This is a genomic window from Tardiphaga sp. 862_B3_N4_1 (genome assembly GCF_051811085.1).
In the GTDB taxonomy this organism is placed as follows: domain Bacteria; phylum Pseudomonadota; class Alphaproteobacteria; order Rhizobiales; family Xanthobacteraceae; genus Tardiphaga; species Tardiphaga robiniae.
Window position 1 is genome coordinate 413,428 of record NZ_JBPWQB010000001.1, and the last position, 25,925, is coordinate 439,352.

22 protein-coding genes are annotated in these 25,925 nt (G+C 62.2%); 11 read left to right on the forward strand and 11 right to left on the reverse strand.

The window, feature by feature from the left end; all coding sequences use genetic code 11:
- Positions 1-287 precede the first annotated feature (287 nt).
- The 4 genes from AB8B02_RS02005 (at position 288) to AB8B02_RS02020 (ending at position 6,010) form a co-directional block, all read left to right on the forward strand.
- A complete protein-coding gene (locus AB8B02_RS02005) occupies positions 288-1,997 on the forward strand; it encodes a methyl-accepting chemotaxis protein (protein ID WP_439057392.1) in 1,710 nt (569 codons plus the stop codon).
- A 275-nt stretch (positions 1,998-2,272) separates the two neighbouring features.
- Complete coding sequence (locus AB8B02_RS02010) at positions 2,273-4,540, forward strand: TonB-dependent siderophore receptor (RefSeq protein WP_439057393.1); 2,268 nt, start codon at positions 2,273-2,275, stop codon at positions 4,538-4,540.
- Positions 4,541-4,715: 175 nt separating this feature from the next.
- Positions 4,716-5,828 carry a PepSY-associated TM helix domain-containing protein gene (locus AB8B02_RS02015; protein WP_439064569.1) on the forward strand — a complete coding sequence of 371 codons (1,113 nt, stop codon included), beginning with the start codon at positions 4,716-4,718 and terminating at the stop codon, positions 5,826-5,828.
- On the forward strand, positions 5,825-6,010 hold the full coding sequence (locus tag AB8B02_RS02020) for a hypothetical protein (RefSeq protein WP_439062975.1): 186 nt from the start codon (positions 5,825-5,827) through the stop codon (positions 6,008-6,010). The genes AB8B02_RS02015 and AB8B02_RS02020 overlap by 4 nt, the downstream gene beginning before the upstream one ends.
- Before the next feature lie 105 nt (positions 6,011-6,115).
- Here AB8B02_RS02020 and AB8B02_RS02025 read toward each other — a convergent pair whose 3' ends face one another.
- The 3 genes from AB8B02_RS02025 to AB8B02_RS02035 form a co-directional block, all read right to left on the reverse strand.
- On the reverse strand, positions 6,116-6,418 hold the full coding sequence (locus AB8B02_RS02025; RefSeq protein ID WP_092138886.1) for a DUF3551 domain-containing protein: 303 nt from the start codon (positions 6,416-6,418) through the stop codon (positions 6,116-6,118).
- A 123-nt stretch (positions 6,419-6,541) separates the two neighbouring features.
- Complete coding sequence (ybaK, locus tag AB8B02_RS02030) at positions 6,542-7,015, reverse strand: Cys-tRNA(Pro) deacylase (RefSeq protein ID WP_092138884.1); 474 nt, start codon at positions 7,013-7,015, stop codon at positions 6,542-6,544.
- A 42-nt stretch (positions 7,016-7,057) separates the two neighbouring features.
- On the reverse strand, positions 7,058-7,582 hold the full coding sequence (locus AB8B02_RS02035) for a carboxymuconolactone decarboxylase family protein (RefSeq protein WP_439062976.1): 525 nt from the start codon (positions 7,580-7,582) through the stop codon (positions 7,058-7,060).
- A 203-nt stretch (positions 7,583-7,785) separates the two neighbouring features.
- Between AB8B02_RS02035 and AB8B02_RS02040 the strand changes: the two genes are divergently transcribed.
- Together AB8B02_RS02040 and AB8B02_RS02045 are read left to right on the forward strand one after the other, a co-directional pair.
- Entirely contained in the window at positions 7,786-8,907 is a 1,122-nt protein-coding gene (locus AB8B02_RS02040) for an HPP family protein (protein WP_439062977.1), read from the forward strand.
- Positions 8,908-9,018: 111 nt separating this feature from the next.
- Positions 9,019-10,578: a serine hydrolase domain-containing protein gene (locus AB8B02_RS02045; RefSeq protein WP_439062978.1), complete on the forward strand. Its 1,560-nt coding sequence runs from the start codon at positions 9,019-9,021 to the stop codon at positions 10,576-10,578.
- Between the two features lie 50 nt (positions 10,579-10,628).
- Here AB8B02_RS02045 and AB8B02_RS02050 read toward each other — a convergent pair whose 3' ends face one another.
- Together AB8B02_RS02050 and AB8B02_RS02055 are read right to left on the reverse strand one after the other, a co-directional pair.
- Entirely contained in the window at positions 10,629-11,876 is a 1,248-nt protein-coding gene (locus AB8B02_RS02050; protein WP_439062979.1) for a cupin domain-containing protein, read from the reverse strand.
- A gap of 108 nt (positions 11,877-11,984) precedes the next feature.
- Positions 11,985-12,746 carry an alpha/beta fold hydrolase gene (locus tag AB8B02_RS02055; RefSeq protein ID WP_439062716.1) on the reverse strand — a complete coding sequence of 254 codons (762 nt, stop codon included), beginning with the start codon at positions 12,744-12,746 and terminating at the stop codon, positions 11,985-11,987.
- Between the two features lie 288 nt (positions 12,747-13,034).
- Between AB8B02_RS02055 and AB8B02_RS02060 the strand changes: the two genes are divergently transcribed.
- Complete coding sequence (locus AB8B02_RS02060) at positions 13,035-13,946, forward strand: PhzF family phenazine biosynthesis protein (RefSeq protein WP_439062980.1); 912 nt, start codon at positions 13,035-13,037, stop codon at positions 13,944-13,946.
- Positions 13,947-13,952: 6 nt separating this feature from the next.
- Here AB8B02_RS02060 and AB8B02_RS02065 read toward each other — a convergent pair whose 3' ends face one another.
- Positions 13,953-14,654: a class I SAM-dependent methyltransferase gene (locus tag AB8B02_RS02065; RefSeq protein WP_439062981.1), complete on the reverse strand. Its 702-nt coding sequence runs from the start codon at positions 14,652-14,654 to the stop codon at positions 13,953-13,955.
- 268 nt (positions 14,655-14,922) lie between these two features.
- Between AB8B02_RS02065 and AB8B02_RS02070 the strand changes: the two genes are divergently transcribed.
- Complete coding sequence (locus tag AB8B02_RS02070; protein WP_068731259.1) at positions 14,923-15,132, forward strand: cold-shock protein; 210 nt, start codon at positions 14,923-14,925, stop codon at positions 15,130-15,132.
- 158 nt (positions 15,133-15,290) lie between these two features.
- Complete coding sequence (locus AB8B02_RS02075) at positions 15,291-15,482, forward strand: hypothetical protein (protein ID WP_439062982.1); 192 nt, start codon at positions 15,291-15,293, stop codon at positions 15,480-15,482.
- A gap of 8 nt (positions 15,483-15,490) precedes the next feature.
- Here AB8B02_RS02075 and AB8B02_RS02080 read toward each other — a convergent pair whose 3' ends face one another.
- From AB8B02_RS02080 to AB8B02_RS02095, 4 genes are all read right to left on the reverse strand, one after another.
- A complete protein-coding gene (locus AB8B02_RS02080; protein ID WP_089263577.1) occupies positions 15,491-15,850 on the reverse strand; it encodes a response regulator in 360 nt (119 codons plus the stop codon).
- Between the two features lie 44 nt (positions 15,851-15,894).
- A complete protein-coding gene (locus AB8B02_RS02085) occupies positions 15,895-17,247 on the reverse strand; it encodes an HWE histidine kinase domain-containing protein (protein WP_439062983.1) in 1,353 nt (450 codons plus the stop codon).
- A 201-nt stretch (positions 17,248-17,448) separates the two neighbouring features.
- Entirely contained in the window at positions 17,449-19,338 is a 1,890-nt protein-coding gene (locus tag AB8B02_RS02090) for a CHASE2 domain-containing protein (protein WP_309947327.1), read from the reverse strand.
- Between the two features lie 17 nt (positions 19,339-19,355).
- A complete protein-coding gene (locus AB8B02_RS02095) occupies positions 19,356-19,877 on the reverse strand; it encodes a FecR domain-containing protein (RefSeq protein ID WP_309947329.1) in 522 nt (173 codons plus the stop codon).
- A 473-nt stretch (positions 19,878-20,350) separates the two neighbouring features.
- Here AB8B02_RS02095 and AB8B02_RS02100 point away from each other — a divergent pair, with 473 nt between their 5' ends.
- Complete coding sequence (locus AB8B02_RS02100) at positions 20,351-21,643, forward strand: adenylosuccinate synthase (protein WP_089261652.1); 1,293 nt, start codon at positions 20,351-20,353, stop codon at positions 21,641-21,643.
- A gap of 53 nt (positions 21,644-21,696) precedes the next feature.
- Complete coding sequence (locus tag AB8B02_RS02105; RefSeq protein WP_439062984.1) at positions 21,697-23,316, forward strand: hypothetical protein; 1,620 nt, start codon at positions 21,697-21,699, stop codon at positions 23,314-23,316.
- Between the two features lie 250 nt (positions 23,317-23,566).
- Here AB8B02_RS02105 and AB8B02_RS02110 read toward each other — a convergent pair whose 3' ends face one another.
- Complete coding sequence (locus tag AB8B02_RS02110) at positions 23,567-25,753, reverse strand: TonB-dependent siderophore receptor (RefSeq protein WP_439062985.1); 2,187 nt, start codon at positions 25,751-25,753, stop codon at positions 23,567-23,569.
- Between the last annotated feature and the right edge of the window lie 172 nt (positions 25,754-25,925).

Genomic DNA, 25,925 nt, shown 5'->3' on the forward strand with positions numbered 1-25,925 from the left:
GCGGCAACGGAGCGCGCATCGGTGGATGCATCGAATGGACGCCGAGAATGAGCTTCGATTCAGGTATTCAGATGCCGAAAATCACGCAAAATCAGACGATTATACCTTTTCCGCCAGGCGAACATTAACTGCTTTCGAACGGCTAGCCGATAGAACTGAATCATAATGATGGAACTTGTTTCTTGAATTGCGGGTCCGGATACCTCGTCGGCGTTGTGCAGTGAGTGTGTCTGGAGCCGTTCGGCTTTGAGCGCACGACCGAGGGGTCGGCGCGACAGGAGATCGCAATGCCATTGTCCGCCTCCCAACCCAAACCCGGCCGTCGCCGGGGTCTCGGTCTTGGCCCGCGCATCATGTTGATGACGGTCTCCGGCATTCTCATCCTCGGCATCTGCATCACGCTAGTCGCCAAATATGTGCTCGAACAGGGCGCCGCCAAATCCGCGACAGAGCGGGTCGAGACCAATATGCGCGTCGCCTGGAACGTGCTGCGCGAGAGCGGCGACAAATACAGCATCGCGGATGGCAAGCTGCTTGCCGATGGCAAGCCGCTGAACGGCAATTTTGCAGCGGTCGACAAGATCAAGATGCTGGTCGGCGGCACCGCGACGATCTTCATGAATGACACCCGCATCTCGACCAATGTGATGAAGCCGGATGGCACCCGCGCTATCGGCACGCAACTGGCGAAAGGGCCGGCCTATGACGCAGTCTTCAATGGCAAGACCGCGTTCCGTGGTGAAGTGGCTATCCTCGGCGAGCCGTATATGACTGTCTATGATCCGATCTTCGACGCCAGCCGCAACGTGATCGGCATCCTCTATGTGGGCATCAAGAAGGTCGAGTTTCTCGAAACCGCCAACGACACGCTCTGGACCATTATCTATGCGACGCTCGGCGTGATGCTGCTCGCCATCATTGTCAGCTATGTTGTGGCGCGCAGCAGCGTGGTGCGTCCGTTGAAGGCAAGCATCGCCACGATGAACAAGCTCGCCAAAGGAGACCTCACCGTCGACGTTCCGGCAAGCAAGCGCGCCGACGAGATCGGGGAGATCATGGCGGCGCTGAGTGTATTCAAGGAGAACGGCCTCGAAGTCGAGCGCATGAAGGTCGCGCAGATCGCTACGGAAAGCCGCACGGCCGAACAGCGCAAGGCGGATATGATGAAGCTCGCCGCCGATTTCGAAGGCGCCGTCGGGCAGATCGTCGAGACCGTGTCATCCGCCTCGAAGGAACTGGAAGGTTCGGCCACCACATTGACGGCAACGTCGGATCGCTCGCAGGCTTTGGCGATCGCGGTGTCGGCGGCATCGGAAGAAGCTGCCACCAATGTGCAGTCGGTCGCATCCGCCACCGAGGAAATGTCGTCGTCCGTGCACGAGATCAGCCGCCAGGTGCAGGGCGCCGCGCGCATTGCCAGCGAGGCTGTTGCGCAGGCTGACAATACCAACAACCGCGTCAGCGAACTGGCGACGGCCGCGGCGCGCATCGGCGATGTCGTCGAGCTGATCAACAATATCGCGGGGCAGACCAATCTGCTCGCGCTCAATGCGACCATCGAAGCGGCGCGCGCCGGTGAGGCCGGCCGCGGCTTTGCGGTGGTCGCCGCGGAAGTGAAAGCGCTGGCCGAGCAGACCGCGAAGGCCACTGGCGAGATCAGCCAGCAGGTCAGCGGCATCCAGAAGGCGACCGAGGATTCGGTGTCGGCTATCAAGGAGATCTCCATGACTATCGGTCAGATGTCGGAGATCGCGTCGGCCATCGCATCGGCCGTTGAAGAGCAGGGCGCTACCACGCAGGAGATTTCGCGCAACGTGCAGCAGGCCGCAGCAGGCACCATGCAGGTGAGTTCGAACATCACCGACGTGCAGCGCGGTGTCGAAGAAGCAGGTTCCGCCTCGTCGCAGGTCCTGTCCGCAGCGCAGTCGCTGTCGAGCGAGAGCACGCGACTGAAGCATGAGGTCGGCAACTTCCTACGCTCGGTGCGTGCCGCGTAACTATCCACCGCGAAAGAAAAAATGGCATGCGCGAAGGCGTCCCAATTATTTCCGGGCAGAAATAATCGTCGCGCCTTGGCTGCATCTTGCTGAGAAAAATACCCGCTGAGTTTAGAACCATTAAAATCTGCGGCAGTGATGTCACACTGCCGCAGAATGCTTGTTGTTTGGAACGCTTCTATTGGCGGTGACGCTGCCGTCCCTCTAACCCCGATCCATCATATGAGGCATCCATCATCGCATATGTCGATGTGGATGAGATTTTGGGGATCACCTTGAACAACACCATTCGTCTGTCGCGTCTCGCGCTTCTGTCGTCGGTCTGTGCGCTCAGCGTCGTCACGCTCGATACTTCGCTGGCGCAGTCCAGTTCCACGCAGAGCGGCGCGCAGCCGCTGCCGCCTGTGGTCGTCAATCAGCCCAACCAGCAGCGTCGCCGTGCCACAGCTGCGCCGAGCCGCGCGCCGCGTGTCCGCACGGCAGTCGCGCCGCGTCCGGTTGCTCCGCGCCAGACCAATGTATTCGTGGAAAGCCCGCGCGGTCCGATCCAGGGCTATGTCGCCAATCGCAGCTCGACCGGCACCAAGACCAATACGCCGATCAATGAAACGCCGCAGGCGATCTCGGTGATCGGTGCGGAACAAATCCGCGATCAGAAGCCCCGTAGCTTCGACGACGTCCTGCGCTATGCGCCGGGCGTGTTGGCCGGCACCTTCGGCTCCGACTTCCGCAACGACTGGTTTCTGATCCGCGGCTTCAAGTCCGACGACAACAGCGTGTTTCTCGATGGCATGCAGCTGTTCTACACGTCCTATGCGAGCTGGAAGCTGCAGCCCTCCAACATGGAGCGCGTCGAAATCCTGCGCGGCCCGTCGGCGATCCTGTATGGCGGCTCCAGCCCGAGCGGCATTGTCAATGTCGTCAGCAAGACGCCGCAGGCCGATCCGATCCGCTACATCGAGACCGGCGTCGATAACTTTGGCAATGCCTATATTGGTTTCGACATCAACACACCGATCAAGCTGGCGCCGGGCAATGGCGAACTCTACACTCGCGTCGTTGGCCAAGTGCAGAACGGCGGAACGCAGACCGACTTTACGCCGAACAACAACTACTTCATCGCGCCGTCGGTGACCTGGAAGCCGGATGTTGACACCACGCTGACGATCCTCGCTTCGGCCTCGTATAACGAGACGCGTGCAGCGCAGTTCCTGCCTTACGTCGGAACCGTCACCGGAGCTCCCTTCGGTCGCATCCCGACCAGCTTCTTCGGCGGCGAACCGAATTTCGACAAGTTCAAGCGCGAGCAGGAAATGCTCGGTTACCAGTTCGAGCGCAAGCTGTCGGATAGCGTCACCTTCCGGCAGAACGCGCGCTTCGCCCATGTGGATGTGAACTACACCGGTGTCACCGGCAGCGGTTACGCCAATCAGACCACGGGGGATCTCGCTCGTTTTCCATTCGGCACACGCGGTATCGCCAACCAAGCGCAGATGGATAGCCAGGTCGAATACCGATTCAACACCGGCATCCTCAGCCACACCACGTTGTACGGCCTCGATCTGAAATATTATCAGATCAGTGATCGTCAGGCCTTCGCCTTCACCAGCGGTCCGATCAACGTCCTCAATCCAGTATATACCGGTGCGACGCTCACTGCCGCGCCGTACCGCGACTCGCAGCTGACCCAGCAGCAGCTCGGCGTATACTTACAGGACCAGATCAAGCTCGATCGCTTCACGCTGGTGCTCTCCGGCCGTAATGACTGGGTCGATACCAATGATGTCAGCCGCATTGCCGGCACCGCACCGCTTGGACGCAGTGCCAGCGCGTTCAGCGGGCGTGCCGGCCTGATCTACAATTTCGACAACGGCCTCGCGCCCTACATCTCCTATGCAACGAGCTTCAATCCGGTCATCGGGGTTAATGGTTCGGGACAGCTACTGCTGCCGGAAACGGGTCAACAGACCGAGGTCGGTGTCAAGTTCCAGCCGGTCGGCTTTGACGGTCACTTCGGCTTCGCCTATTTCGACCTGAAGCGGCAGAATGCGCTCACGACCGATCCCACCAACGTGCTGATTCCGACCCAGAGCGGCGAAGTGACGTCGCGCGGTATTGAACTCGAGGCTGTGGCCAATCTGGCGCCCGGCTTCAAGGTGCTCGGGTCGTTCACCCACTACCATCTGTTCGTCAGCAAGGACTTCGATCCGACGCTGATCGGCAAGACGCCGACCAACACGCCGCAGCAACTTGCATCCGGCTGGGCGGACTATACTTTCCAGGATGGCTGGCTGCGCGGCTTCGGCTTCGGCGGCGGTGTGCGTTATGTCGGCGGATCCTTTGCCGACCAGGCCAACACGCTCGCCGTGCCATCGCGAATTCTGGGTGATCTCGCGGTCCACTACGATTGGCAGAACTGGCGCTTCGCCGTTAATGCCAACAATGTGACCGATGAAATCTATGTGGCGAGCTGCGCGGGCCCTACGTCCTGCTTCTACGGCGATCGCCGCCGCGTGACCGGCAGCATCGGCTACAAGTGGTAACGGTACGGGCGAGCGAGACAGCACGACAATAGGTCGCTGTACGTCACGCTCGCCGCACGGTCGCCACGTCGAAATGATCTGCTCATGTCGTCTCCGGCTTGCCGGGGACGACATTTTCAGTAGCTGAAGAAGGATCGATCCCCTGAAAGCGCGTACGGCCCGCATCTGGTCGCTGATCCACAAATGGACCAGCCTTGTCTCGACCGTCTTTCTGCTGCTGCTGTGCCTCACGGGCCTGCCGTTGATCTTTCATCATGAGATCGACGAGGCGCTTGGCTATGCGCCGAAGATGGATGTGCATGTGCCGGGCGCGGCGAAGCTCAGTCTCGATGCCATCGGCCGCGCCGCGATCACGGATCATCCCGGCAGTGTGTTGCTCTATATGGCCTGGGACAAGGACGAGCCCGGCATGGTCTCGACCTTCACCAACACGTCGGTGACCTCCGATCCGCAGACCACGGTGGTGAAGGCATTCGATGCCTATACGGCGAAGCCGGTGGGTCTCCTCGGCACCGGCCCGATGCTGGTGATGCTGCGGCTGCATACCGACATGTATCTCGGGCTTCCCGGCAAATGGTTCATGGGCGTCATGGGCTTCCTCTTCATGATCGCCATCATCTCCGGCGTGGTGCTGTACTGGCCGTTCACGCGCCGTCTGAATTTCGCGGCGATCCGCAAACAGAAATCGCGCCGGGTGTTGTGGCTCGACTGGCACAATCTGCTTGGCGTGGTCACCATCGTCTGGGCGCTGGTGGTCGGCGGCACCGGCGTCATCAATGCCTATGCCGAGGTCATGCTCGGTATCTGGCAGCGTAACGAATTGGCTGCCATGGCTGCGCCCTATGCCGGCAAGCCGACACCGGCGCAGCTCGCGTCGCTGGACAAGGTCCTTGGCAATGCCATGAAGGTCGCGCCGGGCATGGACCCAGCCTTCATCGCATTTCCCGGCACGCCGTTCACATCGACGCATCACTTCGCGGTCTTCTTGCGCGGCGATACCCCGCTGACCTCACGGCTGGTGAAACCCGTGCTGCTCGATGGCGAGACCGGTGAGGTCTCCGACACCAGCGAACTGCCGACCTATCTGAAAGCGGTACTGGTCTCGCAGCCGCTGCATTTCGGCGACTATGGCGGCATGCCGCTGAAGATCATCTGGGCGCTGCTCACGGTTTTCACGATCATCGTGCTGGGCAGCGGGCTGTATCTGTGGGCGGTCAAGCGCAGCAAGGTCAGGCGCGGGGCGCGGTTGTCCGCCGGCGCTCAGGCAGCGATCGGGTCATCGTCATGAGCAAGGTGCCGCAGCACAGGGCGACCTGGTGGCGCGTGTTCGGCGCGCCGATCGTCATCGGCGTCTTATCGCTGGCAGGCATGCTGTCGGCGCTACTCGCCGGCGATCCCGGTCGCTATTTTTCGTGGTTTGGCGTCGGGCTGCCGATCGCGATCGCGGCATGGGCGTATTGCCGGAAGTGACATGAGAAAGTAGAGCGGATGAGAGAAGCACAATCCGCCACGTCTCCAGCATCGTAACGCCAGGGCGCATGATGTCTTCGGCTAATCCGTCGCTGGCCTACGAGACTACCAGCGCCGATCCCAATTATTGTTCCAGTTGTTATTCCATCCATTGTCCCAACTGTCCGGCTGACCGCGCATCGCGCGGCTCTGGCCGCGGCGCTGGTCGCCATAGGCCAGCATCGGGTTCTGCATGCAGTCGCCGCGCTGGCCGCTCACGGTGGCCATGCACTGGTTATAGGAGGTGAAGGTACAGCTCGGATTGAAGCCGGTGGCCGAGGTGCGCGAGCACCATGGATATTCGCGGGCCATGGAGGGCGTGGCGCCCATCACGACCAGAAGTGCAGCTGCTGCCAGGATTGAGCGCATGTCGGTTCTCCCTTTGCGAAAAGTACGACGTCGTTAATGCGCAGCTTACATTGCCGTTCCCGCCTGCGACAGCGCGTCATGATCACGCCGGCATGCCCGGGCTTCAAACAGCAGTGATGCGCGTCAGTCCGTCAGTGTGGCTGCCATCGCATCCAGCGCCGCGCGCGCGGCTTCCGGCGCAATCTCGATCTGCAGCCCGCGCTGGCCGCCATTGAGATAGATCGTATTTTCCGACAATGCCGCCTGCTCCATGGCGATCGGCACGCGCTTCTTCTGTCCGAACGGGCTGATGCCACCGACGTGATAGCCGGTCATGCGTTCGGCATCAGCCGGGCGCATCATCTTCGCGCTCTTGCCGCGAAAGGCCGCGGCCAGCTTCTTCATGCTGACCTCCTTGTCGGAAGGCACGACCACGCAAACCGGCTTGCCATCCACCTCGGCCATCAATGTTTTCAGCATGCGCTGCGGTGCAATGCCGAGCGCCTCCGCTGCCTGCAGGCCGATGCTCTCGGCGTGGGGATCGTAATCGTAGGTATGCAGGGTGAACGCGGCGCCGAGCCTGCTCAGTGTCTGTGTGGCGCGGGTGGTTTTCGACATGTGAGACTCAAGGAAATTGGAACGCCCGAGAGAATGGTGAACTCAGACGACCTCGGATACGGGCTGCATGTCGATAGCAAAACTCTCGAGGAATTTCGAGGTCATGATGTAGAAGCCGACCGAGAGCTGCAATTCCACGAGCGCGCCGGGTGTCAGATGCGCAGCGATGGCCTTGAACGTCGCGTCGGTTGGGCGATGCAGCGCGACGATCTCATCGGTGAACGCCAGCGCCGCGCGCTGCGTGTCGTCGAAACAAGTCGCGGCCTGCCAGTTCTCCAGCGCAGCGTTCTGCTCCTCGGTGACGCCCACATAGCCACCGATGCGCTTGTGCGCGGCGACTTCATAGGGCGCCTCGCAGAGAATGCCGGTGCGGGTGATCGCCAGTTCGCGGATGACGGGATCCAGCTCACCCTTGTTGCGGATGGCGCCGCCGAGCCGGCAATATTGTTCGAGATAGCTGGGCGAATGCGCCATCATGCGGAAGATGTTGGCATTGCGGTTCTTGCCGAGGATCTCGCGGGTGCGTTCGCTGGCTGCGGCGGGATCGCTGTAGTCGATGCGGGCCATGAGTCCTCCCTTGAGATCGCCGTCGCGCCCTCCTGATGGGGCGCGTTCGGGCGAATGGCCGTGCCGTTATAGCCGAGCAGGGATAGCTCTGCCAGATCGCGATCGTCAGGCCCGCGTGTCGTATTCAACATTGCAGGCGCTTGTGCATAGTGGTCAAAGGGGGGCCCGTCATTCTGGCGGGGCCATGCGCCGGTCTCGATTCAATGACAAAAAGAGAAGACCCAAGGAACGTTTCGAGCGACGTTGCACCTCGCAAGACAGGTATTCGACTGTTCGTCCCCATCCTGGCGGGGGCACGGCTTGGCGAGCGCATGATTGCTTGCCTGGGCGCACTGCTGGGCATCGTGCTCACGGGATTGATCTGCCGATCTGTGCTGGGCGACAGCTCCAGCCTGCCGCTGATCGTGGCGCCGCTTGGCGCATCTGCTGTGCTCTTGTTTGCGGTTCCCACGAGTCCGCTGGCCCAGCCATGGGCGATCATCGGCGGTAACACCATCTCGGCTCTGATCGGTGTCGCTGTCGCGCATCTCATTCCCGATCAGATCCTGGCGATCGGCTTCGGCGTATCGCTCGCCATCGCCGCGATGTCCTTTGCGCGCTGCCTGCATCCGCCCGGCGGCGCCACGGCGCTGACGGCGATCATCGGCGGGCCAATCGTTACGTCATCTGGTTATCTGTTTCCATTCGTGCCTGTCGGCCTGAACTCGGTGCTTCTGGTCGGGCTGGGCTATCTGTTCCACAAGATCTCGCGGCGGACCTATCCGCACAGGGCGCCGGTGCCATCAGCAAATCCGCATCAGACATCGGACATCAGCCCGGAGCTGCGGGTCGGCTTTCGCGCCGAGGATATCGACAAGGCGCTGGAAGCGCTCAGCGAGACTTTCGATATCAGCCCCGACGATCTCGAAACGCTGCTGCGGCAGGTCGAACTGCAAGCCATGTTGCGCTCGCACGGCACGATCCTGTGCGGAGACATCATGTCGCGCGATGTCGTCACGGTCGGATTGCGGGATAGTGCCGAACTGGCCCGCTCGCGGCTGCTCCTGCACAATGTCCGCACGCTTCCCGTCCTGGGCAAGCAGGGACAGCTCGTCGGAACGGTCGGCCTCCGCGAGCTGATGAAAGAATCGGGCGATGTCGGAAAATCCATGTCGCCCGCAGCGACGGCGACGATGCAGACGCCCGCGGTGACCTTGCTGCCGACGCTGACCGATGGACGAACGCACGCCGTCATCATCGTCGATCAGGACCGCATGATTCAGGGGCTGATCACCCAGACCGATTTGCTCAGCGCCGTCGCGAAGCTTGTTCCTGTTGCCATGTAGGCGATTGTGCACCTGCAAGTCCGCGGACGGAATGAAGCTGCAATTCGGTTGAACAATCTGTAGCTGGAGATATGGTTCTCGCGCAGCGTTAAAACTCACAGCGAGGCTGTCATGCGATCTTCACGAATTCCCGTTCTGAAGTTTGTGCTCGGCCTGGGCATGTTCGCCGCCGCGTTTTGTGGTGAGGGCGTCATCGCAGAGGAGGGACGGGCCGTCGTGTGGCCGACCCAGGGCTGGCAGACATCCACGCCGGAAGAGCAGGGCGTGGACCCGGCAGCGCTCGCCAAGCTGGTTGAGTCCGGTGCTCGTCAAAGCATGGACAGCATTCTGATCGTGCGCCACGGCAAGATCGTACTGGATGCCTATTACGCACCGTACAGCGCGGACATGCCTCACGTGGTCAACTCCGTCACCAAGGCCGTGATCGGCACGCTGACGTCATTCGCCTTGAAGGATGGTCTGCTGACGGGCACCGATCAGCCGGTGCTGCCATTCTTTGGCGAGCGCAGCATCCTCAACCTCGATGACAGAAAGAAAGCCATCACGCTTCAAGGTCTGCTGGACATGACCTCCGGACTGATGTGGGAAGAAGGGCTCGGCGAAGGACCACCGCTGTCGGTGATCGACATGGAGCGAAGCCGGAACTGGATCGAGTTCATCCTCAATCGACAGATGGCCGCCACGCCCGGAGACGGCTTCAATTACAATAGCGGCAATCCGCATCTGCTGTCCGCGATCCTCACCAAAGTAACGGGGATGAGCGCGGAGGATTACGCCAAGGCGCGGCTGTTCGGCCCGCTGGGTATCACGGCATGGAAATGGCGTCGCGATCCGCAGGGCATCTCGACCGGCGGATACGGTCTGGCGCTGCACCCGCGCGATATGGCGAAGTTCGGCTATCTCTATCTGCGCAACGGCGAGTGGGAGGGTAAACCGCTGGTGCCACGGGACTGGATCGACAAGGTGAACCACGCCACGGTGGACATGCGCCTCTCATTTGCTCCGGCATGGCGTTATTCGAATTTCTTCTGGGCTCTGCCCGACAGTAACGTCTATTGGGCGAGTGGCTATCATTGTCAGTTGATCGTGGTCTACCCGGCGCTGGATCTCGTGGCGGTGACCACAGGTAGAAACGGCTGCGCCGTGACGACTCTCCTGCCGTCCATCGCGGCATCTATCAAATCCGAGACTGCAATACAGCCGGACACGGCCGGCACAGAACGACTGGCGAGCGCCATCCGCGCCATATCGACAGAGAAGCCGTCAGAGGTCGGGCCGACGCCAGAGATCGCATCGACGATCTCGGGCAAGACCTATGCGTTCGCCCGCAATCCGCTGGGCGTGAAATCGCTGACGCTGAGACTGGTCGGCCCGAACCCGCATTATGATTTCGAACTCTACAGCCGCAATTCGGCGCGACCGCCCGAGATGATCAGCGGCCCTATCGGGCTCGATGGATTGTATCGCAAGGGAAAGGACACACCCTATGGGCCGCTTGCGGTGAAGGGACGGTGGCTGGATGATCACGCGTTCGAAGTCGAGCGGATCAATATCGGCGCGAGCGAGCTATCGCGGAAATGGACGCTGTCATTCGATGGCGACAAGGTCAGCCTTCGCGGCAAGAATTTTGAAGGCGTCGACGTTGCGATCGACGGACAGTCGGGCGGTTGATCGCCGAAAGGCACGGGAAGTCCTGAGACCTCCCGTGCGGTCTTGCAGCGTCAGACCGGCATGATGCCCGGTGATTGGCGGGGCCATTTGGCGATGACTTCCGGTGCCACATTGAGATGTTGTGCGACGAGAGCCGGCGGCGTGTGCGTCAACCAGTCGGACAGCGACACTTCCTCGTAATGCGCCGTGCGGAACACTTCGATGAACTGCAGGTCGGTGTCGCCAGTGTTCTCGATATAGTGGCCGAAGTTGCGTTTGACGTAGCCGACATCGCCCGGCGTGAAGTCGATGGTGGTGGCGTTCGGGCCGGAATTGAACAGGGTCATCCGCGCGCGGCCCGCGAGATAATACTGCCACTCGTCGGCGTTCGGATGCCAGTGCATCTCGCGCATGCCGCCGGGCTTCACCGTCACCAGCGCCACCGCGATCGTCGCCGAAGCGGTGAAGTTGCTGGTATCGGCAATCCGGATTTCGCCGTTGCGTGTCGATTTGACCGGCTTGGACGATCCAAGCGCATAGGTGAACGGATAGAGCGCAACATCCGCATCGCGATAGGACGAGGCCTGGTCGGCCGCGAGCGAACCGGGAACCGTGCCCTGGAAGATCCAGAGATTTTGCAGCGGGATTTTCGCGAAGCTTTCGACCGGCACGCCGAAATTCTTGGCGAGGATTTCCGGCGGCGTATGCGCGATCCAGTCCGACAGCAGCAGCGTATTGAATTCGTTGGCCTGACCGTCATCGAAGCAGATCACGAATTCGCAGCCATCGGGGCCGAGGCCCTGCAGCGAATGCGGCGCGCCGGAGGGGAAGTACCAGAGGTCGCCCGCGCTGACGTCGGCGACATAGGGCCGGCCCTGATTGTCGAGCACGGTGACGCGGCACGAGCCGTAAGTCATGATCGCCCATTCGCCGGCCTGATGCCAATGCATCTCGCGGATGCCACCGGCGGTGAGCCGCATGTTGACGCCGGAGATCGTGGTCGAGATCGCGAAATCCGCCTGCGTCACCTGCCGCGCCCAGCCGCCGTTCTGGATGCGCCGCGGTGCATTGTTGAACGTGGCCCAGGGCAGCGCCATGCCGCCGATATCGGTCGCCGGTGGCAATTGCGAGGATGGGAACTGGCCGGCGATGATGGGATTTTGCGGGCCGGGATCGCTCAGATTGTTCGGTCCCTTGGCATTGACCGCGCCCTGCGGCGGCAGATCCGGATTGCCGAATGTCGCGGCCTGTGCCGATGCTGCGGCGCTCATCACGATGCCCGATGCTGTTGCGGCCATGAGATCTCTCCGTGAGAACATGGGACGTCCTCCTGTTGCGACGCAGATCTGCGTCATGATTGTCGGATCGATGAAAGCGTTGCGCGCCGGGTACCCTCGACGCGCGCTGTTAAGGGGGCAGAGGCAGCTCTACTTCTTGACGCCTGCGGCCGCGAGGATCAGGTCGGCGACTTCCTTCGGGTGCGACACCAGCGAGAGGTGGCCGGCATTGAGTTCGATCGTCGTCGCATTCATGCGCTTGGCGAGGAAACGCTCGAGATCTGGATTGATCGTCTTGTCCTCTTTCGACACCGCATAGAATGATGGCTTGTCATGCCACGCGGCTGCGGTGGTGCGGCCTGCGAAGATCGATGCGGCGGTCGAGCCCTGCACGGCATAGAGCACTTCGGCCTGCTTGCGCGGAACGCCATTGGCGAAATATTTCAGGAACGAGTCTTCGGAGAGCTGGGTGTAGCCATCATGGGTCTGGATTCCGGCGCGCACCTCGCCCGTCGGAAATTTGCCGGACAGCGCCACGAAGTCCTCATTGGCATCCGGCGCACGGGCCGCGACATAGACCAGCGCCGAGACCTTCGGATCGGTGCCGACGTCGCTAATCACCGTGCCGCCCCAGGAATGCGCGACGAGGACGGTCGGCCCATCCTGCAAGGCGAGCGCGCGGCGGGTCGCGGCATTGGAGTCGTCCAGCGAGCTCAGCGGATTTTGCACGGCCGTCACATGGAGGCCTGCCTTCTGCAACAGCGGAATGACTCCGGCCCAGCTCGATCCGTCGGCCCAGGCGCCGTGCACCAGAACCACGTTCTTGGCTTTCACGGGCGCTGCGGTTGCAGCCTGCGCCATCGGCGCCGTCAGCAGGCACATGGTCGCCATCAGCATCGCACGCAGCGTCATCTTGGAGAGGGAGTTCATCAGCATGGTATCACCATTCGGTTGCCCGGCGATTGTTTCGGCCGGAGGGACAAGGGAAGCATGGATGTTGCACTTGACGGGCTCGCGCCGGTCAGCTCGAACGGGAGCGGATCGGCATGACATTATCTGGTCTATGGGATGGCGAGGCCGCGGTGAATCGGACGGTGGTGTGCAGCCGGCATACCTAGGTTTATGGCTACGAATACGCAGGGCCGGCGCCGACTGTTACGTCGGCGAACCCAGCGGTAACGGAATGGTGAGGGCTGCAGGATGATCGACTATGTCACCGTGGATGTGTTCACGGACCAGCGTTTCGGCGGCAATCCGCTGGCAGTCGTTCCGGATGCGCGCGGCATCGACGATGCGCTGCTGCAGAAGATCGCCACCGAGTTCAACTATTCGGAAACGACCTTCGTGTTTCCCCCGGATGATCCCGCACATACCGCACGCGTTCGCATCTTCACGCCGACCACTGAAATCCCTTTCGCCGGTCATCCCAATGTCGGCACCGCCTTCGTGCTTGGCCGCCAGGGCACGGCCTTCGGCAGGCCTGTCGGCGATCGCATGGTGTTCGAAGAGAAGGCGGGCCTCGTCCATCTCGATCTCTTGCGCGATGGCGGTGCGATTGTCGGCACCGGCTTCGTCGCGCCGCAGCCACTCACGATGCTGGGTGAGATTGACCGTGACATGATGGCCGCCTGCGTATCACTCGCGCCCGATGCCATCGTCACGTCAACACACGGGCCGCGCATGGTGTCTGTCGGTCTGCCTTTCGCGGTGGCCGAACTGAGCAGTCTCGATGCGCTGGCGTCCGCGCGGCCAAACACAACGGCCTTCGAGCAGGCCGAACAGAAACACCGGCATCACGACGATCGTTTCTCGGCCTTCGTCTATGTCCGTACCGGCGATGGTATCGATCACCTGCGCGCGCGGATGTTCGCGCCGCTCGACAATGTCCCCGAAGATCCGGCCACCGGGAGCGCCTCTGCGGCGCTCGCGGCCTATCTGGTGAGTCTGGATCCGCGTCGCGACGCCGTCTGTGCCATCACCATCGAGCAGGGCGTTGAGATGGGGCGCCGCAGCCTCATTGAGGTCGAGGTGCGGAAGCGTGATGGACATGTGGAGAGCGTTCGTATTTCCGGCCGTTGCGTGCCGGTGATGCAGGGCCGTATCGACGTGTAAGCTGAATCACGCATCGCCCGGCAGATCTCTCACGCGCCACAGGGCCAGCGACTTGTCGGCATAGTCGCCGGCAGCTTCCGTACAGCCTTCGTTGATCACGGCTAGGGGAGCAGGAAACAGGAACGGTGCGTGCTGCAGATTGAGTACGCGCCAGTCACCGTCCTCGATATCGCGATTGGCTGATGCGTCGGGAAATGTCGTGGTCAGCAACCAGCAGGTGCCGGAGCGTTTCAGATTGGCGATGGCGCGGTGGATGTTGGCGAATGACAGATGCACAAGGCAGTCGCGGCACAACACCAGATCCATAGCGGGCAAGGTATCGCTGACGAGATCGAGTCGGGCAAAATCGATATGGCCTGCATGGCCATAGTGCGCGGCATTGGCTGCCACGATATCCGGAACGATATCGGCGCCGAGATAGCGGATACCGCCGAGGTCCATCTGCGCCATCCAGGTGAAATCGCCGCAGGGCAGATCGAGGACGGATTGCACCCGCAATCGCCGCAGCAATTGCGTGAGGTCGCGGCGGAGTGACGTTGTTGCGTCGAGTTCGGAGCCGAGGCCGGATTGCGATTTTTCAGCGCCCCACAGATTGGTGCGATAGATCAGCTCGAAACGCGTGGTGAGATCGAGCCCGTCGAATTCGCAGCGTCGCTCGGCGAAGCGAAGTTCGGCCAGAACCGGTGTGCGTCGCCTCGATCTGTCCATTCGTGTGCCCGCTGCAGCAACGGTAAATCAGAGTTCCACAGCCAGCTTCGATCTGAAGTTCACCGTTGTAAATGCTCGTTAAACACGCTCTGGAATCATTGTTCTTGTAATTCGGCTGAAATCATCTATATTGCAGTTATTCGAATATATGCTCTGGCTTGTTGACCGCGCCGTAATCGGCTCCATTCCCCAAGACATCGTTGAAATCGGATCGGGCTCACGCGATGTCGCGTAGGGCTCGCGCATTCGCACATCTTGGAGAATAGTTATGGCAGTCGGTACAGTTAAGTGGTTCAACGCGACCAAGGGTTTCGGTTTCATTCAGCCTGATGACGGCGGCCAGGATGTGTTCGTTCACATCAGTGCAGTCGAGCGCGCTGGATTGGGTTCGCTCAATGAAGGCCAGAAGGTTTCTTTCGAAGCCAAGGCTGACAAGATGCGCGGCAAGACCAGCGCGGAAGATCTCCGCGCGATCTGAGCTTGAAGGTCCTGAAATTTCCACGGATGTACTGGGATTTCTCGACCGACAAGTTTTGCGTCGTCTGATAGATTTTGAATGACTGAAGCCCGTCGGTGATCATCACCGGCGGGCTTCATGCTATACGCATGATCGTACCGATATGAGGATCGATCAAGATGATTGAACGTCTGGATACGCTCAAGGCGGCGCGTATGCGCATGATCGAGGAACGCGATGCGCACGCGAAAGTGCTGGCGGCGCCCTTCAATCGCGATAATGCGGAACGGGCTCGCATGAAGTTTGTCGAGATGCAGAACGTGGTCGACGCCATCGATCGCGCCATCCTGGGTGAGCAACCCGTCCAATAGCGCCGGCTCTAGCCGATCAGCGCGCGTAGTTCCGCGATCATCTTCGTCGTCTCAAACGGCTTGCCGAAGAAGCGGCTGTCGTCGGGCAGATCGTTCTTGGCGACCTGCAAATGGCCGGAAACGATCACGATCTTGATCGGTGGCCAGCGGTTGCGTACCGCGTGGGCCAGTTTCAACCCGTCCATGCTTCCAGGCATCTGTACGTCAGTGAACAGCAGAACGATGTCGTCGCGCGTTTCCAGAATTCGCACGGCCTCGTCGGCATTGTTGGCCTCGATGGCGAAGAACCCGGCCTCCTCGACGATGTCGGCCGCGTGAATACGGAGCAGAGGCTCGTCCTCGACGATGAGGACGGCGGGCCGCTGCATGTCACGTGCATTGAGTTCTTGGAGTGATGCCATAAAAATTGGTGTCACCTTTCGTCGGGCACCGAAGCCAGATCGCTCAATCTGGTTTCGAACCGACATGTGAGCCCTTCGGGCAAGAATTCGATTTTGACGGAACTGCCGAAGTCGGCAGACAGCGTACCTTCGATCAGTCGTGAGCCAAATCCACGTCGCGTCGGCGGCGCCACGACGGGGCCGCCGGATTCGCGCCACGCGAAACCTAACGCCGGCCCGTCGCTGCCGGTGTGACAAGCCCAGTCGATATCTATCGTTCCGTCCGGAACGGATAATGCACCATACTTTGTGGCATTGGTTGCGAGTTCATGCAGCGCGAGCGCCAGCGACAGTGCCTGTTTGGCCGTCAGTTCCACCTCGGGGCCCGAGACGCGAATACGCTTTTCGCCCGTTCGATGCGGGGCCAGCGCGCCAGCGATCACCGTGGGCATCGACGCGCTGGTCCAGCTCGATCGCGTGAGGATGTCATGCGCCTGGTTGAGCGCGGCCAGACGCGCATCGAAGATCGTACGCGCCTCTTCCTTGGTCGCGGCAGTCCGGAACGTCTGACTGGCGATGGCGCCGACCATCGCCATGGTGTTCTTCATGCGGTGCTCGAGTTCGCGCGTCAACATTTGCTGTTGCGCTTCGGCGCGCTTCAGCTTGCCGATATCGCGAATGGTTCCAATGAAGCGACTGACTTCGCCATTCTCGAATTCAGCCCTGCCTTTGGCGGAACACCAGCGCTCAATGCCGTCATCGAGGCCGATGGTGCGGTATTCGATGTCATAGGCCTGCGGTCCGTCCAGCTTCATGGCGTTCACGCACGCCTTCTCAGTGACGTCGCGATCGTCGGGATGAAGCCCTTGCAGGAAGACGTTGAACGAGATCGGCTTGCCGAAGGTGAGGCCGAACAATTCGTAGCAGCGCCGGTCCCATTGCAGCACGCCGGTACGCGGGTCGAGATCCCAGGTTCCAGTGTCAGCGGCGTCGAGTGCAAGTCGTAGCTGGCTTTCGCTTGCCTGCAGCGCCACATCCACGGCACGCGATGCAGTGATATCGCGCGACACCGAAAGCAGCTGATGCGGTTTCCCATCGGGGCCGGGAATGGCAGTGACGGTGACATCCCACCATTTCGGCGTGCCGGCCATCGTGGTGGCGAAACCCTGGAAGTGTCCGGTACGCCCAAGCTGAGCGGCTCTTACAGCCGCCTTCGCGTCGATATTGCCCTGATTCTGCCAGAAGTCAGGCCATGGGCAGCCCTTGATCGCGCCGAAGTCCGTGACCTCCATGATGCGCTGGCCGCCGTCGGTCATGAAGATGAGGTTGCCGTCGAAATCGAGAACCTTGATGCAGTCGCCCGATGCTTCGAGCAAACTTCGCAAGAATGAATTGGCGTCCTGAATAGGTCCTAACGATTGATCCACGAATACCCCGGGAGCTGCGGCTCCGATCGCAAAAATACGCTGCAACGAAATATGACCGCAAGGAGATACGGTTGCGGATGTACGCTAACAGGTCTTCGAGCAAACGTGCCAGACCAGACCGGGTTCCGGCTCAATCGCGGCGATGCCGCGTGCGTCGATTTACGCTGAGGTCGATATAGCCTCCGCCGCGCTGCCGTCGTGCCAGAGCCACGCGCTGACCGCGCCGCTGCGGCCGCGGATCTGGACTTCGGTCGGGCCGCTTAGCGCCCCCGTTGCGCGCACCGCACAATCAGCCCCCGCTGCGCGCAGCAGGTCGTCGCTCAGGGCCACCTTGGCGCCGTGGCTCGCGGCGACCTCCATGAGCCGGCTGGCGACATTGACGGTATCGCCGGTCGCGGTGATGTGCTGGTAGCTGGCGCCGCCGAGACGCGATGCGACGATATCGCCGAAATGTGCGCCGATCTTGAATCCGATCTGGCTGGCGATCTCAGGCGGAAGACCGGCGATCCATGTGCCGGTGCGCGTCGTCAGTTCGATACAGCAGCGCACGGCACGGGCGGCATCGTCATCGGCGACCACAGGCAATCCGAACAGGATCATCGCGCCGTCACCCATGAAGGTTGTCACCACACCGCCATGGGCGAGGGTCACCTGATCGATCATGGCGTGGAAGGACTTCAGCAATTCGCGCACCGCATCTGCGTCGCGTGTCTCACTGAGTGCGGTGAAGCGCGAGATATCGATGAAGATGACGGCGGCATGCTGATGCACCGGCTGCAGCAGATAGTCCGGATCCTTGATCAGCCAGTCGCGCAGGCCCGGCGCCTGGAACTGGCGCAGCAGATCGCTGCGGGCGGCGAAATGCTGCACGCTGCGCCGGCTGCTCCAGATCTGCAGCGCGCCGAACGCCATGGCTGGCGGTACGGCCGCGGCCAGCGGCAATGCAGCGCTCATCCAGATGCCATGGGCATAGGCGACGGTGTTGATCACGGCCCACAATGCGACGACGGCGACAATCGCAATGAGGCCGACGGCATTGCGCCGCCAGGCGAGCAGGGCGATGCACAGCATCGCCAGGACGATCGCAAAGCCGGCATCGAACAGCCGGATGGATGTATTGCGCAGCAAGGTGTCCTTGGCGAGCAGATGCGTGATTGCGGTGGACACGACTTCGACGCCGGGCATCACCGGATCGAACGGCGTCGAGAAGAAATCGCCGCCGCCGCTGACGGTGACGCCGATGGCGACGACGCGGTCCTCGACATCGGCGCGGCGCAGTTTGCCCGCCAGAACCTCCGATGCGCTGATCGTCCTGATGGTGCCGCGCGGCCCATAGAAAGACATCGGCAACAAATGGCCGACATCGGTCGGGACATGGGTGCCGGCGAGGGAGAAATTATACTCGCCAATCTGGGCATCGTCGCGCGAGGCGGCGGATGCGACGCGCAGCGGCATCGACACCATCACGCGGTCGGCCGAGCGCATCAGCATCGGCATCGAGCGCGGTACGCCGCTGCTGTCGGTGTTGAGATTGACCACGCCGACCGTGGCCTGATCGGCGAAGACTTTCAGCGGCAGCAGAAATCCCGACGCCACCGGCAGATCCGCAAGCGGCCCGGCCTCCTTGGTGGCCACGGTCTGTTTGGACTCGCTGAACAGCGCCGCCGCGGCAATGACGGTGTTGGTCTTGCCGAGCGCCTGCGCCAGTGCGGCATCGCTCTCTGCTGCGCCGGCATCGACCAGCAGCAGATCGAGAGCGAGCACTTTCGGTTTGTAGCGTGCGATCTCCTCGATGATCGTCGTCAGCGTGACGCGGGGCAGCGGATAGCTGCCTTGTTCGCGCGCGACCCGGTCGTCGATGGCGATGATGGTGACGAGATCGGGTGGCTTCTTCACGCCGCGGATCTGGATGCGCAGATCGGTCAGCGTCGCCTCTAACCGGTCGAGAAAGCCGACATCGCCGCGGTTGTGACCAAAGGCCAGTGCTGCCGCCCACACGCCCGCCAAGATCATGGCGAGCGGTGTCTGCAATCTGCTAGCCTTCATCATCGTTTGTATCCGGGTCGCTAACGTCCAAGCCTTGCCATCAGCGCGGTGACGCGCGGCGCGGGCCAACGCTTGATGTCGAGTGGCGTCGCCGAGGTATCGACATCGACGCCTTCACCGGGGCCGAGGCTCACGCTGCCGGGGCCGGTCACGCGCCTGACGCCGACGCGACCGGTCTCGACGAAAACGGAGGTCTTGCTGCCCTCGGCGTCCATCGCCCATTTGGTGCCACGCACGGCGGCGATTGCTTGCGGTGTCATCACCTCGAAGGTTTTGCCGGCCTTCTGTTTGGGGGCCTCGATGAAAATGGCCTTGCTTTGCAGGTCGATGCCGTCGACACGGCCGTTGCGGTCGCGGTCGAGCAGCGTGAAACGCGCGCCGTTTTCAGCAATGATCGTCACGCCGCCGCAGTGCAGGGTTTGCGGGCCGCCGACCGGTTGGCTCGATGTGCAGCCGGGGCCGGTCTGCTGCGCCGATGCAGCACTGCCATACAGGCACGCCGCAGCGACGATGGCCGCCGCCAGCCTGATTGAATGGGTCATGTTGGTTACTCCTGAACGCCACATCGGTAAGGCGGGCGGCGGGCGATTCCGTTCAACGTCAGCGGGCGAGCGGCGTGATTAACGCTCGGAGGTACCCATATAGGGCGACGCCGCGGCACAACGAGGGCAGATCCAACCGGTCCGGCCGATCTCACGACCATGTGAGATTGAGAGGCATTCTCAGTAATCGGACCGCGAGCGCTGCCGCAATCTCGCCACATCGCCCCGGATTTTCAGGGGATATCAAAGGTTTGCATGAGGCTAACGAAGCCATTTTCGGGGCGTTCGTGCTTGTTTTCCCCCCGCGCTTCCTTTATTCCCGTTTTGCATCGCAGACAGCGTCCTGGAAGACTTGGGTAACCAAGATCATTGGCCGCGTTTAGGCGGATGCCTGGGCGTGATCCGGCAAACGGCAGACCGTTTTCCGCGCTGATCACGCTTCGACGCGTGTATTTTCAGAGGACTAGCGCCAAATGGCCAATGTTGTCGTCGTCGGCGCCCAGTGGGGCGACGAGGGTAAGGGCAAGATCGTTGACTGGTTGTCGGATCAGGCGGATGTCGTCGCCCGCTATCAGGGCGGCCACAATGCCGGTCATACGCTGGTCATCAATGGCCAGACCTACAAGCTGGCGCTGCTGCCGTCCGGCGTTGTGCGCCAGTCCAAGCTCTCGGTGATCGGCAATGGCGTGGTGTTCGACCCGCAGGCCTTTGTCGATGAAGTCGCCAAGCTCCGCGGCCAGGGCGTCGATGTCGGCCCACACAATCTGCGCGTTGCCGAAAACGTCACGCTGATCCTGCCGCTGCACCGCGAACTCGATGCACTGCGCGAGAATGCCAACAAGGCTACGGCCATCGGCACCACCCAGCGCGGCATCGGCCCGGCCTATGAAGACAAGGTCGGCCGCCGTGCGATCCGTCTGATGGATCTCGCCGATCTCGCCACGCTGCCGCACAAGGTCGATCGCCTGCTGACGCATCACAATGCGCTGCGCCGCGGTCTCGGCCTCGCAGAATTCAACACGGCTGACATCGTGAAGGAGCTCTCCGCATTCGCGCCGGTGCTGCTGCCTTACGCCGAGGCGGTCTGGCGGCTGCTCGACAGCAAGCGCCGCGAAGGCAAGCGCATCCTGTTCGAGGGCGCGCAGGGCGCGTTGCTCGATGTCGATCACGGCACCTATCCCTATGTCACCTCGTCCAACACGGTTGCTGCGCAGGCGGCGACGGGCACCGGCATGGGCCCGGGCGCGGTCGGCTATGTGCTCGGCATCTGCAAGGCCTACACCACGCGCGTCGGCCAGGGTCCGTTCCCGACCGAACTGCTCAACGAGATCGGCGAAGAGATCGGCCGTCGCGGCAAGGAATTCGGCGTCAATACCGGGCGCAAGCGTCGCTGTGGCTGGTTCGATGCGGTGCTGGTGCGACAGACTGTCCGCACCTGCGGCATCAATGGCCTGGCGCTGACCAAGCTCGACATCCTCGACGGCTTCGACACCATCGAGGTCTGCGTCGGTTATAAGCTCGACGGCAAGGAGATCGACTATCTGCCGGCCGGCGAAGGCGCCCAGGCCCGGATCGAGCCGATCTACGAGACCATCGAGGGTTGGAAAGAGCCGACCGCGAATGCGCGCTCCTGGGCCGATCTGCCGGCGCAGGCGATCAAATACGTGCGCCGGATCGAGGAACTGGTGGGCTGTCCGATTGCTTTGCTTTCCACGAGCCCGGAACGCGAAGATACTATTCTGGTGCAAAACCCGTTCGAGGCTTAACGGACTGTTACCGGATAGCCTCCAAATTGATGCACCCGCAACATTGAGTCGAGATGGCTGATTACTACCCGTTGATCGCCCGTGCCATCGCCGGACTGGACCCCAGTGCTCCCGGTGAGCAGCGGCGCGCGCTCTATGAGCGCGCCCGCACGGCTCTGATTGCCCAGTTGCGCAGTGTCGAGCCGCCGCTCAGCGAGTCAGAGATCACTAGGGAGCGGCTGTCGCTCGAAGAGGCCGTTCGCAAGGTCGAATCCGAAGCGGCTCAGCGCGCTCGCGACGCTTCGCGTCCGGCCGGCGCTGGAACGACGGGCGACGGCAAGCCGCGCGCCGGCGATGCTTTCCGCAATGCCGGGCCGCGTGCCGGTGCCACGCCGGCCGAGCCGTCGCCGCGCGGCCGCCAGCCGATTACGCCGACGCCGGCGTCTCCCCGCGGGCCGGAAGAGCCGCGCCCGCCGCGCACCTTGCGCGTCGATCCGCCGCCGATTCCGAAGCAGCAGTCGCCCAATGCCGGCGCGCAGGATCCGAACGGTCCGCCAACCCGCGAACGATCAGGCACGCCGCGCCGCTTCGAAAACAATCCGGCGGCACCCCCGCCGGCCCGTAACGATCGCGGCGACCAGGGCGATGCCGCGATGCGCGGTTTCCGCGATGTCACCGCCGATGTCGACGATCTCGGTCGCGCTGCCGCCCAGGCCAACCGCGCGGCGCGCAAGACTTACGCCAACGTGCCGTCTCCGACGCCGGAATTTGATCGTCTCGAACCCAGCATGGAAGCGCGGAGCGAAGCTTTCGGCTACGACGAAACGGCTTACGACGACCAGGACGGCGACGAGTCGCAGGTGCCGCCATCGCGCATCAAGGATTCCAAGGGCAAGAAGGCGAAGCCGCCCAAGCCTCCGAAGCCGAAGCGCGTCAGCGGCGGTTTCCCGTTCAAGACCGCGCTTCTCATCGGCATCGTGATGATTCTGATCGGCGCCGTGATTCTGGGCTGGCCGACGATCAACAAGATGGTGCGCGGTTTCGCCGGCGGTTCGGCGCCCGTCGTCACCGACAACAAGGATGCGCCGCTGGCGCCGCGGCCGAAAATCGCCGATCGCGTTGGTCAGCCGTCGTCGTCGGATCAGATCGCGCCGGTCGCGCAGCGCGTCGTTCTGTATGACGAGGATCCGGCTGAGCCGAAGGGCCGGCAATATGTCGGCACAGTGGTCTGGCGCACCGAGCAGATCAAGGGCACCGGCGGCAAGCCTGGTGACATCGCCGTGCGCGCGGACATCGAGATTCCGGAACGCAAGTTCAAGATGACCATGTCGTTCCGCCGCAACACCGACACGTCGCTGCCTGCCAGCCACACGGCCGAACTCACTTTCGTGCTGCCGCCCGATTTCGCCGGCGGCGGCATCGCCAATGTTCCGGGCGTGCTGATGAAGTCGAACGAGCAGGCACGGGGCACGCCGCTGGCCGGCCTCGCGGTCAAGGTCACCGACGGCTTCTTCCTGGTCGGTCTCAGCAATGTCGAAAGCGATCGCGCGCGCAACCTGCAGCTCCTGAAGGAGCGGTCATGGTTCGATATCCCGCTGGTCTATGCCAATCAGCGCCGCGCCATCATCGCCATCGAGAAGGGCTCGCCCGGCGAGCGTGCCTTCAACGACGCCTTCGCGGCCTGGGGCGAGTAAAGCTCACGCTTGCGGCGATACGTCCTAAGCGCTCATGGCCTCACACTGACCTCTCCACGTCATGCCCGGGCTTGTCCCGGGCATCTACGTCTTGAGCCGTGCAAAGAGGAAGGCGTGGATGGCCGGGACAAACCCGGCCATGACGAATGATAGTGTATTGCCTAGACGAACAAACCGATGCTGAGGCTTACGGTTACTTGCAGCCGAAACTCGCCGCCTGCGTCGCAGCTCCGCCATTCCAGCCGCGCGCTCACCATCGCGCTGTCACGCTGCCGAGAACGGTGCGCCCCTGTGTAAAGGTGCAGGTCCCACCGTTGCAGATCGGAACACGCTCGTCCGACAGATTGCGCGCATTCACGGCTAGTCGCATGCCGCGATAATCGTAATGCACACCCGCATCGAACGCTGTGATCGCAGGATTTCTGATCGTATTGATGTCGTCAGCCCAGGTCTGGCCGATCCAGCGTGCGCCGGCGCCGACACCGAAGCCCGCGATCGGACCGGTCTGCCAGGTGTAGTCGAGGAAAATCGCCGCCTGCTGGGTGGGCACGCCGATCGGCACCTTGCCGAGATCGGCCCCGTTGCTGCGAGTCACTGTGGCGTCAGTATAGCTATAGGACGCGACACCCTTGAGTCCCTCTGCCAGAGACAGCACCGCCTCCAGTTCGGTTCCGCGTGAGCGGATCTGGCCGGTCTGCACCGAGTACGGCGAACCGAAGACCGGATCGGTTGTCAGGACGTTGTCCTTGGTCAGGTTGAACCAGGTCGCCGTGAAGTAGCTGTTCCAGCCAAGCGGCTGATACTTGATGCCGGCCTCAAAGGATTCGCCTGTGGTCGGCGCAAACGGCGTGCCGCCGCGCGTCGTGCCGGTCTGCGGCAGGAACGATGTCGCGTAGTTGACGTAAGGCGCGAGCCCGTTGTCGAACAGATACAGCAATCCTGCGCGGCCTGTGAACTTGCTTGGGTCGCTCGTGGTGGTCACGCCTGACAGGTCGTTATGGTCCGAGAGCTCGGCAAAGTCCTGCCGGCCGCCGATGGTCAGCCGCCAGCCGCCCAGTGCCATCTGGTCCTGCGCGTAAAGTCCGAGCTGACCGAGAGTCTGGCTGTTGGCGCCCAGAAGCGACAAGGGCAATGTCGGCGCCGAAGTGCTATAAACAGGATTTGTCAGGTCGAGCGACGGACCGACGCCCGCATAGGAGCCAAAAGTCGTTCCCTGCCGGAAGTAATCGACTCCGGCCAGGACCGTATGCTTGATCGGGCCGGTCGCCAACCTGGCTTGGACCTGATTGTCGATATTGAAGGTGTTCAGGCTTTCCTTGAAGGTTGCCGCGTAGCGGTTCAACGTGCGGCCGTCGGGCGCGAGACTGAGCGCATCGACCATGTTGCCTTCGAACGACACGTGCCCGAGCCGGACGTTCTGCCGGAACGTCACGGCCTCATTGAAGCGATGTTCGAGCCTGTAACCGACCGAGGCCTGCGACTGCGTGAGCGCATCGAATGAGGGATCGCCGAGACGAATATTGGTGACCACGCCCGTCGCCGGGTTGCGCAGATAATAAGGCCACATCGACGTCTTGCTGCGCTCGTATTCGGCCAGCACCGTGAGCGTCGTGTCTTCGCCCAGCTTCGCGGTGAAGCTCGGCGCCAGAAACACGCGATCGTCCCAGGTGCCGGGAATCTGCGTGCCGCTGTCACGCACGAGGCCGGTGAAGCGATAGAGCAGCTTGTCGTTGTCGAGCGTTGGCCCGCTGAAATCGAAACGGCCCTGATAGCGATTGAAATTGCCGATATCGAGCCCGGCTTCGTTGAGCCGCTTCTCAAGCGGCATCTTGCTGACATAGTTCACCATGCCGCCGGCTTCGTTGGCGCCGTACAGCACCGAGGACGGACCGCGCATCACTTCGAGACGCTCGGCACCGTAGGGTTCGTTGCGGAAATAGGCGAAGGAGCCGTTACCCTGCCGCAGGCCGTCGCGGTAGTTGCCGTATTGGTTAGCTGCAAATCCGCGGATCAGGAACTGGTCGTAGCGGGCATCGTAGCCATAGGGCTGGGTTTGCACGCCCGCCGTATAGGCCAGCGCCTCACCGACGGTTCGCGCGCCCTGGTCGCGCATCTGCTCCGGCGTCACCACCGAAATCGACTGCGGCGTCTCGATCAGAGGCGTATCTGTTTTGGTGCCCGTGGCGCTTCGCGTGGCCACATAGCCTTGAACGGGACCCCATGCGGATTCCGTTGCGCGGGCGCCCGGCACATTGCTCGGAGTGACTGTTCCCTGACGCGTGGCTGTGCGCGCCGCCCGCGCGGCGGTGCGCGACGCGCTGCTGCGCGCAGTGTTCTTGGGTTTGGCACGCCGGTCTGCGCTGCCTTGAACGATGACGGGATCCAGCTGCGTGGCCCGCGCTGAAGGCGTCTCCGTGCCGGTGGCTTGCGCCAGCATTTGTGCGCTTGCCTGCGCTGACAGGCCCATCAACAAGACAATAGAACTCGCTGCACCAAGACACATTGCCTTGGTGACTTTTCTTTCGACGATCCCCACCGATAACGCCCCGCATGTCGTTCGGACTGACCGAGCCCGATTCCTGCGTGGTCTCTAGGACATCAAATCGCGC

Coding starts and splice junctions, on each gene's coding strand:
- AB8B02_RS02040 (WP_439062977.1), top strand. CDS start 7,786: ATGACAAAAAGAGAAGACCCAAGGAACGTTTCGAGCGACGTTGCACCT.
- AB8B02_RS02065 (WP_439062981.1), bottom strand. CDS start 14,654: ATGGACAGATCGAGGCGACGCACACCGGTTCTGGCCGAACTTCGCTTC.
- AB8B02_RS02100 (WP_089261652.1), top strand. CDS start 20,351: ATGGCCAATGTTGTCGTCGTCGGCGCCCAGTGGGGCGACGAGGGTAAG.
- AB8B02_RS02095 (WP_309947329.1), bottom strand. CDS start 19,877: ATGACCCATTCAATCAGGCTGGCGGCGGCCATCGTCGCTGCGGCGTGC.
- AB8B02_RS02070 (WP_068731259.1), top strand. CDS start 14,923: ATGGCAGTCGGTACAGTTAAGTGGTTCAACGCGACCAAGGGTTTCGGT.
- AB8B02_RS02080 (WP_089263577.1), bottom strand. CDS start 15,850: ATGCAGCGGCCCGCCGTCCTCATCGTCGAGGACGAGCCTCTGCTCCGT.
- AB8B02_RS02050 (WP_439062979.1), bottom strand. CDS start 11,876: ATGTTCTCACGGAGAGATCTCATGGCCGCAACAGCATCGGGCATCGTG.
- AB8B02_RS02025 (WP_092138886.1), bottom strand. CDS start 6,418: ATGCGCTCAATCCTGGCAGCAGCTGCACTTCTGGTCGTGATGGGCGCC.
- AB8B02_RS02075 (WP_439062982.1), top strand. CDS start 15,291: ATGATTGAACGTCTGGATACGCTCAAGGCGGCGCGTATGCGCATGATC.
- AB8B02_RS02035 (WP_439062976.1), bottom strand. CDS start 7,582: ATGGCCCGCATCGACTACAGCGATCCCGCCGCAGCCAGCGAACGCACC.
- AB8B02_RS02055 (WP_439062716.1), bottom strand. CDS start 12,746: ATGACGCTGCGTGCGATGCTGATGGCGACCATGTGCCTGCTGACGGCG.
- AB8B02_RS02060 (WP_439062980.1), top strand. CDS start 13,035: ATGATCGACTATGTCACCGTGGATGTGTTCACGGACCAGCGTTTCGGC.
- AB8B02_RS02005 (WP_439057392.1), top strand. CDS start 288: ATGCCATTGTCCGCCTCCCAACCCAAACCCGGCCGTCGCCGGGGTCTC.
- ybaK (WP_092138884.1), bottom strand. CDS start 7,015: ATGTCGAAAACCACCCGCGCCACACAGACACTGAGCAGGCTCGGCGCC.
- AB8B02_RS02110 (WP_439062985.1), bottom strand. CDS start 25,753: ATGCTGGCGCAAGCCACCGGCACGGAGACGCCTTCAGCGCGGGCCACG.
- AB8B02_RS02105 (WP_439062984.1), top strand. CDS start 21,697: ATGGCTGATTACTACCCGTTGATCGCCCGTGCCATCGCCGGACTGGAC.
- AB8B02_RS02045 (WP_439062978.1), top strand. CDS start 9,019: ATGCGATCTTCACGAATTCCCGTTCTGAAGTTTGTGCTCGGCCTGGGC.
- AB8B02_RS02090 (WP_309947327.1), bottom strand. CDS start 19,338: ATGATGAAGGCTAGCAGATTGCAGACACCGCTCGCCATGATCTTGGCG.
- AB8B02_RS02020 (WP_439062975.1), top strand. CDS start 5,825: ATGAGCAAGGTGCCGCAGCACAGGGCGACCTGGTGGCGCGTGTTCGGC.